This is a genomic window from Bacillus cereus group sp. MYBK95-2, from assembly GCF_051915225.1.
In the GTDB taxonomy this organism is placed as follows: Bacteria; Bacillota; Bacilli; order Bacillales; family Bacillaceae_G; genus Bacillus_A; species Bacillus_A cereus.
The window spans coordinates 73,932-89,481 of sequence record NZ_JBQAEH010000003.1; the positions used below are offsets into that span (position 1 = coordinate 73,932).

Below are 15,550 nucleotides of genomic sequence, written 5' to 3' on the forward strand. Positions count from 1 at the left end.
TGGCACATTGTTAAACAAACATACAACGAGTATGATGTCCATGCTTCCTCAATGGATGAAGATGGCCAAAGATCCGAAATCGATAGGGGCCTTATTTTTAGATGCATTTGGTGTTGAATTATCAGAGATTGAACGTTACATAGAGCAAGCTTGGAACAACATGTACATCGGTACAGCAAACTTACAAACAGCCGATTACTGTTATAAGATTCCGCTTGCTACTCGTGACGTTGTGGATGTTGAAACACCAGATCTTCACGTTCGTTTAGTTATTGATGGTGTAAAAAGAGATTGTATGCCAGTTGATACTTTGCGAATATTTTTTGAAAGTGACGACAACTCCTACATGATTGATACTATAGAAGGTTATGTGTATATCAAAGTAATGGATTACTATATGAAGGATAATATCTTCAAACCATTCGATGCAATTGAGGTAGGAGATACTCTTCATTATGAATATATGCTTCATCATATCTGGAACGTATTTGACGAGTTTGGTATGTTGTTAGGTATTTCTAGATTACCAGGTGAAAGAAACGAAGACTTTAAGAATCGTATCTTAGATGTCTTTAAGAATCCTGGTGGAGCAACAAAGAAAGGGCTTATTAATGGTATTAGTAGAGAACTTGGCATTGATAAATCTCAAGTTGAATTAGGCTCGCTATCTGATGATAAGTATGTTCAAACAAAACTTATGAATACAGATGGGACACCTTCTCAAACATATATCCAATACGTAAATCAGATTAATAGCAATCTAGGTTTCTCTTGGGATCATATGAACTGGGGAGAAGCTTATTGGCGTAGTATTGAAGAAAACAATATGGGGTTTCATTATCTACCTCATATCTGGGATGGTTTCTCTGCTTCATGGAAAGATAACGAAGTACAATCAGGTATTGGTAGCGGTGACGATTTATTAGTAACTGCTCCAAAAGAAGAGTCTTCTGTTCGAGAATTCAAAGCTTATGTTGGACTACATGGAACAGAGGAACAAATTGAAGAGAATCACCCAGAAATCCAATTCAAATACAAGATAGTTGCTAAAGGAAAAATACCAAATGATGAGTATGATTTAGAGAATTATAAATATACAGTAATGGCTTCTGAAATTATTCCGCTTCATTACGTATTAGTAGCTTTACGTGAATTCCTATATCAAACTCATATCACTTGGGACAATCGTTATGGTTATACATTTAGCGACAATACGTCCCCTGGTATGGAAATCGTTACCGGGGAAGATGCTCTTCATAATAATGAGGAGCCACAAATTAAAATTCATGTAGATATGAAAACTGCTGATAGAACAGTGACACCTGTTTTAGAAGAGCTTATAGTGGATTGGACCGATCAGAATGATACGCCTCAGTCTTACAAATTAACAACAGATGAAGACTTTACTCTAAATAATACAATGACCCAAACGACGTTAGCTGATGTAGAAGTAGGCAGCGGTTCTGTAACTCTTGGTAAAGGTTCATTCTCTGCCGTTATAGATACAGAGGGATCATTCTCAAGAGGATCACAAGGTATATCAGTAAGAGTTAACCGAAAAGGTTCTTTATCTCTTAATCTACCAAATTAACAAGGAGTGGATAAAATATGGCTGAAACTGGCTCAGTACAAAACGCAGTTGGGAATAATGTTTACCCAGATTTAGTTCTTACTCGTTTCCCAGAATTATTCGACGAGCGAAGTGGTTCTAAATCGAACCCCAACCTGCAACGATGGACAAACCTTAAAGATTATAATATGGCTGAGCATGTAAACTCTCTACAAGATGCTGTAATGGCAGTACAGCGTATGCTAGGAGAATTAGCTCAAATGCCAGCTGCACCAAAGGATGTAAACGGAAAACCTATTACAGACCCAAACGTGCTACTAAACCTTAAACGAACTTCTACCGTTAAGTCTCGTATAGATGCACTTGAAACTCATGACTGGTATGCTGAGTTCGATAAACGATACGGTGGACCAGTATGGAAGTTTGATAAGGACAAACCTACAAATCCTACAATTCAGCAACATCGTCACTTAGGTAGCACTTCAGGAATCCCTGGTATGCCAGAGAAGATTATGCTTACACAAGAAGTACAGGGTAAACTTCCGAAGGCAAACGTTGATTTAACAAAGACTGCTACGGGAATCACCGGTTCTGACATCTACGTAGAATCAACTTCAAATACGAGAGTAGCTGATGCGATTAACGACAAGATTTCTGAAACAACAGGTGGGACAATTGCACAAAATGCAGAGTTGAAAGTATTAGGGAAGACAAACACTCGATGGACAAGAGAGTTTGATTCAAATGATGCATCTTCAACTGGTAACACTGCAGTTGCTGACTCAAAAACATTATTAAACAAAGCAATTGAAAGTGGTGCTACTGCTGCTTCAGACCTGTTAAATGCTCCATTAGATGGAATGCATTATGGTCGTTATGTTGCGATTGTAAGATTATCAACAAGTAGTCTTCCTTCTAATGCGGTTGTTGAGATTTCTGCAGTTAACTCAAAGACAAACCAAGTTATTAACAAAGCTACTTTAAACGGAACAGACTTTGATACAAGTGGACAGTATAAAACATTCTACTTGATCTTCAATCATGACGGTTCTACAAAACTACGTGTTAGAAAACTAGCTACAACATCTTCTGTAAAAGTTCGTTTTGATTATGCGATTGTTGAACCAGTTCACCCAGCGGTATTTGATCGCTAAGAAAGGATGTTATACAAATGGCAAAACGACCAGAAGGATTATCTCCTAATTTTAACTCCATCGTTTCTCCAGACGTTCCTTCCTCACTCATTTTTTCATGGACATTCATTAAAGAAAATTCTGGTGATTATCAGAAAAATGCAGAAGTAAAGGTATATAAAACGGGCTCTAACAAAGCCCTTATTACCTTCTCTACAGGAACAGATCAACAAGTAGACATAACATCTCATCACGTTGTTCTTGACCTAGAGCAGACTTATGAATGGGAAGTAAAAGTAACAGCTGCTAACGACTCCACTGCTTTTAGTGGAAGAAAAAGATTTAAATTTGGACCTGTATTTTTACAGGATGGACTTGTATGGCGAGATGGACCAGACGCATATGAATACATCGGGACTCGTCAATACTTTGAGGAGATTAGAGAAAATGCTGCCTCAGTATTAGAGGATTATGTAATAGATTCTATAGAAGAAAACGATGCATTAGAAAAGGCTTTGGCTTTATTTACTCGTGAAACGGTTCCTAGTCGTACCGATTTTGAAAACCTCGAAAGTATCCTGTGGTTAATTGCAAAAAAAGAAGATACATATGGAGATGAAATTCAAAGACTTATTGAAGATGGCCTAGGGGCTCAAGACATTCATAAGATATATACAATCTTTGACCGTCTTATTAGAATTCCACCAAGAGAACCAAGTAATGTGTACTTAACATTTGGAGGTCTTGAGCCGCTTTATGTAAAAAGTGGAAGGGCGTACAATAATGGTAAAGAGGACTTATCTGTTGATGTTAACTGGCAGCCCTCAGATCTTAAACCAGGTACATGTACGGTTAACTTTTTAAATGAGCTATCAGAAGATGTTTCGTATTACAAGATTGAGCTAGAGGTTGGTTTCACTGATAAGACTTGTACTCATACATTATTTTATCGAGTAGAAGATGTAGAATCATTCGGAAGAAAAATTAATATCCCAATGGATCACATTAACTTTGTGCATCTTTCTTCCTCAAAAGAAACACGTTATGTTTTACGAGTTTCTGCAGTAGATAAAAGAAAAGAGCAATCAGTGCCTTACTACAAAACCTACAAAGTGGATAATGTTCCCCTTGGTGTAGCAAGTTATAACCTACGTGTTCAACAATACGATTTATCAAATCAGTGGATCACCCAGTCTTACTACGACATTTACAATGGTCCAAATACAGCTTATGTTCATAATGTAACAGGCAATGTAGATGGTGTTTACCATTATGCTGTTCGTGTATTTGATAAAAATGGACATGTAAGTGATTGGTTTTGGATTTTAGATTATATAAAAATTGATCCGTTAAAACCGCCCGCAGCTCCAAAACCTCGTATGGCGTGGTCTTCACAACATGAACTGAATTTCGTTTGGGATGCTGTTCCTACTGCTGAGTATTATGAGTACTTACCTACGTGGTGGGCAAACCCAACTATACAAAGAACAAACAACTTGGACTCACCTCATGAATGGTTAAATCCAGATACAACATATGTTGAAAAGGTAAGAGCTGTAAACCGAGCGGGCGCATCACCTTGGGCTACTGTTAGTGGTAAAACACAACCAAGACCAATTCTAGAGAAGTACCAAAAGGGTGTAGGAAGTAGAACATGGCGTACAAATTATGTTATTTTAATGCAGAGCGGTAGAGTTGTAAGAAATCCATCTGAATGGCGTAATGAATACGATGACCGAGAAGTGTTTCATGGAGAATGGATAGAGCTTCGAAACAAAGAGCAGGATGGTCTTTATGTTAAAAAAGGAACAAGATGGGGCAATAATAAATGCTTGTTCTTCCTTGATCACAACGACTGGAGACAAAAATTACAGGGGAAAGAAATCTTAGATGTTCAGTTTTATATTCGTAGAAGAAACACAGATCATGGATATGGTCAAGATGGACGCTTCCTTCATGTATGGGCACACAATTATGCAGGTAAATGGGATCTCCCTTCAGCAAAAAATGGACCCAATTTATTTAATCATCAAAAGATAGAAAGAATAGACTTTAATCGAGGAGAGTCTCATTGGATCTCTCTTAATAAGTCATTTGGCGAAGGCTTACGTGACGGGTGGATAAAAGGAATTGCATTCTATCATCCTGAAGCAGAGTATGGGCCATATTCCTACATGCGTTTTGACGCTTACACATTCCAATTTTACGTAAAATATCGATAGGGAGAGAGAAATCTCCCCCTCATTTTTTTAAGGTGGTGACACAGATTGGCACAGTACCAAAGAAACTTTTATTCTAGTTCATTGTATGGACGACTAAAAGCATTTTATGGAGATTATCTAACAGAAGAATTTGATGCTCAAGAACCTTTTAGCTATCATATTGATGCAAAAATCCAAGCACAATTACCTTCTACGTTTTACGCAGCAACCAGCAGGGAATTTACACGGATTGATTCAACGAAATGGACGGTATCAGGAAAAGATATTAAAACAAGAAATGCTAATACACCTGTAGAATTTGTAGCTACAGGTGATAACTTAGAAGTGCATGTGCGCCTTCAAAATGTGGGTACTCAGAACATCGAAGCAAAGCTATATAAAGAAGAATTGGTAGCAGAAGCATACCAATGGGTAGAGAAGCAAACAAAGTCAATCAATACATTATCCCTAACAAATCCAAATAAAGTAGATAAAATCGCTTTTGATTCTTACGGTTTTGGTGATTATAAGGTAGTTATCCAAGCAATTGATACGACAGCAGATGCAATCATTGTTGGAGGTAAATTAAGAACAAGTGATTTCAATATTGAAATTCGTACCTCTGCTAATAAAACTACATGGTCGAAATGGGAGCCAATTACTTTAAACAAAAAACTTATTCAAGGGCAGAATTATTTATCTACAGGACAGAGCGTAACGCTTTACAAAAACGTTCGTTACGTTCAAGGAAAAATAATTTTATTATCTTCAGATAATGCAACTTCCCCTATTATTGATAGGGTTGAGTTACGTTCGGAAGATAGTGGATTATATGACCAAAATGGTGATTACACCGTTAAAATTGATATGACACAGGTGGCAACTAGTGTTGGAAAGTCATTCAAGCATGTAGATAAGATACGTTTTATTCAGAGGCAACCAGCTGGTACTGAAATGAATATTCGTTCTTCTTCTAGTCGAGACAACATATTCTGGGGTCCAATAACAGCACCTTATCGTCAAAACACAAAGCGTCTTCGGTTAAAACGTGGGGCCACAAACCATAGTGTAACGTTAGGCCCAATTAATGAAGGAAGTAAGTTCGATTTTAGTAAGACAACTGCGCTATTAAGTTGGGATACACAAGCATTCTCTCCGAAGGATGCAAGTAATACCAAGATAACTTATATTTTCTCTAAAACAAGAACAAATCAGAAGGATCCTCGAAACCTTCTTCAAGTAATTGATAATCCAATGAATGTAAAAGATCGAGCGATTAAGTTCTCCCCTCAACCATATTTCTTAACTGTAGAAATGACACGTTCTTCAGCAAGGGGAACACCTGTAGTTGATCTTATAGATGTTTACCAAAATATTTTATACAAAGAGGTAGTCAATATAATTAATAAAGATGTATCTGCTGTAGATGGTTTAAGTACAGGTAGAAAATCACTTCAGAAAATTAGTGACTATCCATTCAAATATCCTAGTATCTCAAATCAAATTCCATTTAATCAGCAACAAATTACTGCTGCTCAGCAAAAATATGAGCTTACAGACCAAACAAGAAGACCTTCGGATGTTATGCTGTACCTTAAATCAGAGGAGAATAAAGGGTCTAGAACTGGTAAATCTACATCTGCATCTGATGAAGTAATCGCAAAAGCTATACAAAGGAAATTGGAATTTGGAGATAAAACAGGAGTCCTTATGCATTATCAATATGGTGCAGGGAAGGTTCAATATCTAAGACCTTACGAAAGAGAGTTAGATTCTACATTTACACCATTTTTATTGCCGAATCTTAAGTACCGTTATTACATTAAAAATGGATGGCCAAACGAAGTACACAAAGTCGTTAATGGACAAACATTAAAAGATGTAGCTGAAATGTATAACACGACGGTAAATGCAATTAAAGGAAGCAATAAGGACATTCTGCTGAATGAAGATACAACATTGGTAAAGGATCAGCTTATCACAATTCCGAACACATCCAAGAACGACGATGTTTCTCTATTATTTAAGAACGGTACAGTTTATACACAGAAATCTAGTCATAACTCAGTTTATGATAAAAATCATGGCTTAAACGTTACAGACTTTTCAAGTGAACCAATAAGTATCAAGGTTCCGAACACTCCTCCAAGAGGGTATGTAGATTGGGCATCAGAAGAAAAGATTTATACAGGTATAATTAATGCCAATGATATCCGCGGGGAGTTTGTTCGTACACAATTTAATCTTTCAACTCTTTCGGATTTTAATCGTGAATATGTAGTAGCAAATGGTGACACATGGGAAAGTATTGCTTCTAAATATGATATATACGTACAGGATTTGAGGGCAGCTAATAATTCAATTGAGGAATTAAAAGTAGGTAATACAATTATTATACCTCCAAATATTATTCTGCCAGCATTAGCTCCTGAAGCAGAATTTGAAGATGCGATGCCTTATAAGATTTCTATTATTGAAGATTCTGTTCATAAGAAGGATGGAGTTAGAATTGATGAATCTTTTGTTCCTATCGATTGGAATGGAAAACATCTTCCTCTTGAAGTTACATACAGAACATCTGAACTTCTTACAGCTGAAATGGTAAGAGGTTCAGATGCTAATGGAATGGATCCACTGCCTTTAAGTGAGGTTATCGAGATTGTCTCTTGTAAGAAAAAAAACGGAAGTGTAACATATCACATTTGGAACGACACTTTAAAAACAGGTGACTTCAAATTAAAGAGTAATTATATTGATTGGTCTCCATCTCAGGCAGGAGTATTAGAGCCTGCACCAGGGGAAGAGTACGTTGTTGTTTATAAACGTCGTGAAGTAGATAGTGTGAAAGTTCATCTAGATACAACTTATTTTGAAAAGGTGGGGACAGACATTGTATGGCGTTCACCTGAAGTGAAAGTATTTGATGGGGTCTGTACACCAACGGAAGACTTTAAGCTAGAGCTTCCTACACCTCAAACTTTTGAAGGATATGATGGGATTTATAAGAATATTAGTTACATTATAGAGGATAATGACTTGTGGGTAGAAACAAGTGTCCAAGATATTGACGGTAAGAAGTTCTTGGTAGGTACCTTGAATGGAAAAGATCCAAGCAAGAATTGGCATCCTGAAATTCAGAAAGGTTACTACTATCTAAACGAACAAGAGCATTATCTATATTCTGAGCCATTAAAAACAGTATTAGCTGAAAAAGAATTGCCGACAGCTGATGGTATCGAGTATGTTAAGGGGCCAACTGGAATGGGGGCAATGTTATTACCTGCTAGTAGCAACATAGTTAGAGATTCTGTATTTGTGAACGATGATTGGCAAAGGTCTAAAGTCTTTAATGCCACATCATTCTAAATGAGTTAGGGAGAGGAGAGATTCCTCTCCTTTTCTTATGGACATTAATAAGAAGTAAAGGTTAGATTGTCAAAAGAAATCAATAAAAAGGTGGTGCAGAAATGTTCACTAATCCGGGAACAATTATTAAACACGCTACAATTCCAAACGCGATTACGTTCCAAAGTGCAGGGTATGTTTCTATTTCAAATGAACTCTATGAAGATAGTAAAGTAATATTCTCGTTTTCCAAGCCGACGGAAAAGGTAGCATTAATCCCTAAATATTTAAGTGATGGAAACTATTTATTTACTTCTTTAGATAAAGAAAACAAGTTACATATAGGCGGAATTGTAAAAGATTCTGAGAAGATTTATGGAGTCGTAGATGTAAAGGATAATATTTTGAATTCTAACATTTTAACAATCTCTTCTAATGGATCTCATTTTACAGTTGACCTAAACAATAAAACGGTATTTAAATTTGAATCTGCTTTATTTGTAAATGGCCAAGTTCGTGTATGTGGTGAAGTAGGAGAAATCTTTTATTCTTGTGAAATACAAGAACCCCAATCTACTGCATGGAAAAGTAATGCAGAAAGTGGGGGAGTAGAGGTTAAGACGATTAAAATAGGGGATCACGAGTACATAAAGCTCTTAGGCTCTACTACTAAGAAAGCAACGTTCTCTCAATCTATTTCTTTACTTGCAAAAGACCATACACTTTCATTCAATGCTCAAGGAAATGGTGAGTGCTTAATTAAATCCGGGGAGACAATTTTAAAACAGATTGACATCTCACAAGGAGATTTGTCTTATATCTCGCAATCTTTTAATTTATTAACCCCGCAAACAATTACCTTAGTATTCCAAACAGACGAAATTCTTATTGTAGGAAAACATCAATTAGAAGACCGAGTTGATTCTACACCGTATATACCGAATTCTAGTATTATTGATTCAGTAGTTCGTAAGGGGTCATCATTAAAGTTCCCAGTAAAGAGCTTGTTTGATAAAAAAGCAGGGAGTATCTATTTAAAATTAACTACAAAAAAACGTATCGATAGAGACCAAACTCTTTTCCGCTCAGATACAAATGAACTATCTCTTGCAGTGCGTGGAACTAATTTATCCTATACTGTTGGTGCAAGTTCAATTACTATCCCTAAAACACTCGGAAGAAGTACGTCATATGAATTCCTTTGTAGTTGGAATGATGAAGGTATTGAGTTAACTATTAATGGTGAAAATGCGAAAGCTTTAAATACAGGGCTTTTACTTACAACTCCTCAAGAATTGATTTTTGCAAATGAAGAAACACCTATTCAGGAAGAAGTTATCTTAGAAGAGTGGGCACTGTTCAATAACAAATTACCAGATGCTTCTAATATTAAAACGCAGCTACCTTTTGCAGTTATGCAATCTTTATTTGATGGAGGAATTAGTGGCCAGAATGTTACTTGGTCTGAAATCCCTGTAGCGCCAATTGATCATTCACCGATCCTGGTTCAAAAAGAAAATGGAGACACGTTGCAAAAAGTTTCATTCTTTAATCATGAAACAGGAGCATATCAAACGTGGAATCAAGAACCATTCAAGTATGACGGCAAAAGTGATTACGTTGAGGTTGCTTACAATAACCTTGATGAGAAATTTAGAGATATTGCTATCCATACAGAGGATGGAGAAAAAATAGGTGAGCCTTACAGAATAGATGGTAAGAGGTTTTATTTCTCTTTCCACACAAATAGAAAGGCAGTATTAAAAAACAAAACCCTCTATGCAACGTATCAAGTAAACGATACCTACACAGTTGATTACAATATCAAAGCTGTTGATGGTTATCGAATTGATTTCGCTAAACACGATGGTGGGAAAAGAATTGTGTATCAAGAAGGAAACCGTTATGGTGAACCGAGGAAACTAGCAACAATGATTGATATGAATCCAATTCAAAATCAAAATCATGAAGGGTTCTTATATATTACGAACACAATAAATAAGACAGATAGCTTTAGAATCACAGCTACACCAGATCGATTACATGCAGATGGAGCAAGTTTCTCAACACTTATTATTGAACCGCTTGATTATGAAGGAAACTTTTTATCTCACTCTAATTTAGAAATTATTGCTTCTAAAGGATTTATTTCTAGACATATCTCAAGGGATGCAGTTGAGGCACAAAAACGTTCGGGACAGTATCTATATCAATACCATGCTCCATATATCCAAGCGAAGCGTACAGGTGAGATTATAGAGGATTATATTTGGATTATAGACAAAGATAACAATATCGGTGTTTGCTACAAGATGCTGTTGAGTCCTGTTTCAAAGCCAGATAAAGTTCAATTAACTCAAGATGAAAAGAACTTATTAACTACAAAAACAAAAATCATTAACTACCTCCTTATGTATGAGGGAGTAGAGAAATATGAAGATGAGGAGCTTTTCGCTATTTTAGATTTTAACCAAGACGGTCGCGTTACAATGGACGAGATTTTAGTCCTAGAAACGAATCAGAAAGATAATGAATTGATTGTTATCTTAAACAAGTTAAAAGAATGGGAGGATACAAACCATGCAGATGCAACCTCATAAAGATCTCGTTCGCAGTGGTCAAAGAAACCGAGGGTACGCTATTCGTATTGGTAATAAGGTTCCTAAGAATAGTGCAAACCTTGCATATGTACAATCAAAATCTGTATCACCCGAGGAGAACATCTTATTAGAGGATGTTTCTTCTCAAATTCAAGAAAACGGATTATCTAATTTCATAGAAAGAGATTACATGGTTTATCCAAATCACAATTTCTTATTAGAAACTGAATCCGGGCAAGCTATTTTTCCTACTGATGCAGTCTATGTAACGGATGAATTTACTATTCGTAAAAATCGTCAAGATACTCCAAAACCGGTATTCTATCAAATGGAGTTGAAAGGACGTTTCGATGCAAGAACTGCTCAAGTTATTCCTTATCTAGGCGGCTTCTCTTCTGAGACCGAACAAGAGGCTATCCCCTTAGAAGAAGTTGTGATAGACAAAAGAAATGACTTAATTTATATAGGTAATAGTATACGCATAGAAGCAAACAGTGGACCTTTACAGGACGGTGATGTGTTTAAGGTTCAATTAATTCGTGAAGACAACTTTGTATACCGTATTGTTGTATTTACAAATTTCCGTAACAACAAAGATGTTACATACAAAGTAATCTATCCTAATTACAAAAATGACAGTAAAGAGAGCGAATTAAAGGAGGAAGTCCTAAACGCATATCCATTCTTCGAACAAGTAACAATGGACAAATTTAAAGATACTGTTTCTGAAATAGAATCAAATCCGGATAAATACAAACATTTGAAAGTCTATGCAATTGAGGAGAAGGGGAATGATTTTTCTTTCTATGCAACATCTGATGTTATGATTGCAAACTATCAAACTCGAACACCTCAACTATTTAAACATCGCGTCGAAGCAAAATTGAAAACCAAATTAAGTGAAACAAACCCAGGTAAGATGAACATTGGATTTAGTTTTGTTCAATCGGTAGTTAATGTTGAAAATTTATCTTCTATTGGTAAAACAATCAATGAGCACCTGTCGCTTCCAAAATATATAGAATTACAAAATCCGCATCCAACAGAAGTAGATCTTTTGAAAAAAGATGTTCGATATTGGGCAGTTAACCTTGATATGCCAGATCACCATTATGAGGATTATGATTTACTCGTTATAACTGGTTACGGTAAAGCCGACTTATCTATGTTTAAAGACAAGTTTGAGCATTACTTAAAAAATGGAGGTACGATTTGGATAGATAATGCTGGTAGTGGAATTAATATTCTTGATTTCAAAACGAGCAAAGGGAATACATTTATTTCTGATATCGGGTTTTCGTCAAGTAGTAATGAATTTGGAGTTAAGGAAATTAAAAAAGACTCTCCATACATTAGTCGCTTGCTACCAATTCAAAACGTTGGAGATTTAGGCTATGCGGACATTTCTCCGGCTATCCTATTTGGACAAGATGAGGAAAGTAACCAGTGGGATACAATTGTAAAACACTTAAATGGTGGCCCTTCAATTATTAAGAAAACACTGTTTGATAAAGGTACTGTTCTTGTTTCTAACTGTGGAATATTCAGAGCATTTTACCACAACCAAAAAGAAAGTGTAAACCTTGTTTTAAACTCGATCCTTTATCATTCAGAAGAACAATGGGTGTTTACTCCTTGGAGAAATGACTTCGTATATCACCGAGATAATTTATTTGCTCAGGAATACAAAGTGAACAATACGGATGTTTATATTAATGACAGAAGTGATTACAATGTAAATCAAATTGTCGCAAAAAAAATTCTTTATAAGAACTGTAAAGAATACGTGAAAATCTACTGCAAACCTTGGTTCTATAATGCTACAGGAGTGTATGAACATGCTATAGATGGTGATAAATCAATTCCAATTAACAACAGTGGATTTGAAAGTGGTCAAGTAGATTCAGGTGGACAGCCTATTACTTCTTGGACAACTGATACAGTAAATGCAATCCCTTCATGGAATACAAAGAAGTTAGCTGGTCAAACAGTTACATTCACACATGATTCCACAAAAAGCCTATTCGGTGTTCGTCAGGTATCCTTAGACTCATCAAACGGAACAACAGGAGCTCATGTCTTTTGGGAAAGTGAAGATATCTATTTATCTATTGATGATTACAAGGTGAATGCATGGGCAAAAATTGATCAAGTACGAGGGATTACAACAGATGGTGTGAAAATCGGTATTTATAACTTACAGGGTGAAAAAATTTCTTCTTCTATTTCTATTACAGGGAAAAAAGATTGGGTTAAGTTAGAAACGAATTTCCACATCGATAAACCCCAAAAAATTAAGATTCGTTTAGGCTTTGTAGATGGAAATGGTTTTGGTAAAGCAAGCTTTGATGATGTTACATTAGATACAATCGGAGCAGTTAGAGGTGTTGCACAGAATGAAGGAGAGAAAACTCTCTATGCATTTAGTATTAAACCGAATGCTACAACGATTGATATTGAAGCAGAAGGCTTTGAAAATGCAGACATCACTAGAGCTACACCGGAAATTCCATTCACATATACGATTATGCCATTTATTCATCAGTGGATTTCCTTCGGAGTAGACCCAGGAACAGGACTAGAGTTTGGTCGTTATGAGCGAATGTATGGACCACCAGTTGCTTATTCTAAATCAATTCGTAAAACAGAAGGATTAAAGAATCTAGGCTACTTACATACGCTGCTTCCTCCAGTGCCAAGTGGAAAAGAGTGGTATGACAAGAACAAAATTTTCTACAAGATTTCACTTGGTTCAGAAAACTTAGAGGAAAACAATTTAGTTAACCTAAAACTGTTTGACCGTAAAACAGGCATGGAATGGTTCTACAGTGGAGATCTTGTTATTGGCCATAAAGATATTTTTTGGGCAACAGACAAACCAAGTTTTGTTCTTCATGCTGAAACTGGATTTGAAACAATAAGAGCTTCTAAGCGAAACTTTGGATTGAAGTTAATTGATGACCGTCGTATCTATAGTGAACTTCCTCAAACAAAGGATGCTAAAGAGAACTGGTATTTAAGAATTCATAACGGACAATTCATTAAGGATGACCTTGGATATAAAGAGTGGTCAGAGATGCATGCTAGTAATAATCTTGCTGTAATGAATCAATACAAAGAACGAGTTATGAAAAAAGAGAAGTATCAAGTCAACGAATACGCTTCTCAAATTTTTAATCCTTCTATCGGAATTATGACAGTAGAGAACGAGATGGAGTACATTACTCCTTCTACAGTAAAAGTACCTCACAATAATCTGTATGTAAGCCAAGGCTCTGTAGAAAAAGAACAGCTTTTAGTTGAGGGCTTAGCGAATTCTGCAGGAACATTGTTCCGAGCTAAACAAAAAAACTGGATTCGTAACGATAAGGTTCACATCTTTATAGATGCTGCAAACAATGGAAACATCGTGGAGATTTTCGAAGAGTATCCATTCGAGATTAATCATGACGAGGGTACTGTTTTCTTCCCAGGTAGAAATATAACTGGTAAAGTGTACGCTACTTATGAACATCGTAACTTCCGCCTTTATAAGCGAATCTACAAAAATACAAAAATGTCTAACGACTTATTGGAAAATAAACGTATCGATCCGGTTACGAAAGAAGTAATCATGTATGGTTCAAAAGAAAATTGGTTAATCCAACCAGTGCCAGTTCTAAAAACTACTAAAGGTAAGGCAACATCAGCTAATACAATTCCTGCTACAAATTATCGAATCGATTATGAAAAAGGGAAAGTGGTCTTTAAATTTGAACCAGTTGGGCCTGTTTATGCAGACTATGGTTATTTCGAAAACAAAGAGCTAACAGCAAATGATTATGATATCCAAAACGGAATCTTCTTCTTAAGGGAAAACATTTCGTTTAAAGATAATTTGTTTGCTAAGTATTCTTATTTTGATAACTTCTACGAATATAAGGGCTTCTATAGTGAAACACTTCGAACATTCCTTCATTTAGACCTCAACCCATCCGTAGGACATTACTCAACTCTTCCGATGACTACTTATGTGAATGGTGTTCAAAAGGTAGAGTACAAGAAAGTTCCATCTTCAAAGCTTCTCAATAAGCTTATCCATATTTACATTGTTCCTGATTCTGAAAACGGAAACTCAATCCGTCACTGTTTCAGTGGGGAAGAGTGGAGAAGCATCCAGCAGTCAAACCCTATGTATCTTCTACTTGCTAAAGTCCAAGTAAGAGAGCATACGAGTGTTAAAGATGTAGTTGTTATGGATGCACGTACTCGTGGTGGTGGCATTTCTGAATCGCTATCAACTAAGATAATTGATGAGAGAGTGCAAGGAAGACAGCGTTATTGGGACATTGGTAATTGGGATGGAAAAGCCTTCTACCGAAATGGCGTCCTAATTGTCACCCTTCCTAAATCCATATTAACCGAATACGGTGGTAACTTATCAGAAGAATATGCAAAAGAAGTTATTGATAAGTATGTTGCTTTTGGAACGCACTGCATTATTGAATGGGAGTGATTGGTTTGAATTATCCATTAGGAGTATTCCAGTATTACGACAAGGATACTAATACAACCCACGTACAGTGGAGTTATGTTGATGATCCAAATCTTACCCATTTCGAAGTTGAAATCTATGATCAAAACTTACGCAAATGGGTGAAGTGTGATGGGCGAAATGGAATTATAGAAAAGCAACCGAAAATAGGAAGTAATTATTAATTA

The 15,550-nt window shown here is 36.1% G+C and carries 7 protein-coding genes; all 7 read left to right on the plus strand.

Features of this window, described 5'->3' with window-relative positions; all coding sequences use genetic code 11:
• The first annotated feature begins 7 nt into the window (after positions 1–7).
• Complete coding sequence (locus ACTFN4_RS11850; RefSeq protein ID WP_439962329.1) at positions 8–1,591, plus strand: hypothetical protein; 1,584 nt, start codon at positions 8–10, stop codon at positions 1,589–1,591.
• 17 nt (positions 1,592–1,608) lie between these two features.
• Positions 1,609–2,724, plus strand: a complete 1,116-nt coding sequence (locus tag ACTFN4_RS11855; protein WP_086692469.1) for a hypothetical protein — start codon at positions 1,609–1,611, stop codon at positions 2,722–2,724.
• Between the two features lie 17 nt (positions 2,725–2,741).
• The gene (locus ACTFN4_RS11860) at positions 2,742–4,925 is read left to right on the plus strand and encodes a hypothetical protein (protein ID WP_439962330.1); all 2,184 of its coding nucleotides are present in this window, start codon (positions 2,742–2,744) and stop codon (positions 4,923–4,925) included.
• A gap of 45 nt (positions 4,926–4,970) precedes the next feature.
• On the plus strand, positions 4,971–8,270 hold the full coding sequence (locus ACTFN4_RS11865) for a LysM peptidoglycan-binding domain-containing protein (RefSeq protein WP_439962332.1): 3,300 nt from the start codon (positions 4,971–4,973) through the stop codon (positions 8,268–8,270).
• A gap of 101 nt (positions 8,271–8,371) precedes the next feature.
• A complete protein-coding gene (locus ACTFN4_RS11870; protein ID WP_086692463.1) occupies positions 8,372–10,849 on the plus strand; it encodes a hypothetical protein in 2,478 nt (825 codons plus the stop codon).
• Complete coding sequence (locus ACTFN4_RS11875; protein WP_086692461.1) at positions 10,830–15,344, plus strand: hypothetical protein; 4,515 nt, start codon at positions 10,830–10,832, stop codon at positions 15,342–15,344. The genes ACTFN4_RS11870 and ACTFN4_RS11875 overlap by 20 nt, the downstream gene beginning before the upstream one ends.
• A complete protein-coding gene (locus tag ACTFN4_RS11880) occupies positions 15,341–15,547 on the plus strand; it encodes a hypothetical protein (protein ID WP_225321831.1) in 207 nt (68 codons plus the stop codon). Before ACTFN4_RS11875 ends, ACTFN4_RS11880 begins: the two co-directional genes overlap by 4 nt.
• Positions 15,548–15,550 lie beyond the last annotated feature (3 nt).

Bases quoted from the DNA above. Each gene is read 5' to 3' on its own strand.
- ACTFN4_RS11855 (WP_086692469.1), top strand. From the start codon at position 1,609: ATGGCTGAAACTGGCTCAGTACAAAACGCAGTTGGGAATAATGTTTAC.
- ACTFN4_RS11860 (WP_439962330.1), top strand. From the start codon at position 2,742: ATGGCAAAACGACCAGAAGGATTATCTCCTAATTTTAACTCCATCGTT.
- ACTFN4_RS11870 (WP_086692463.1), top strand. From the start codon at position 8,372: ATGTTCACTAATCCGGGAACAATTATTAAACACGCTACAATTCCAAAC.
- ACTFN4_RS11875 (WP_086692461.1), top strand. From the start codon at position 10,830: ATGCAGATGCAACCTCATAAAGATCTCGTTCGCAGTGGTCAAAGAAAC.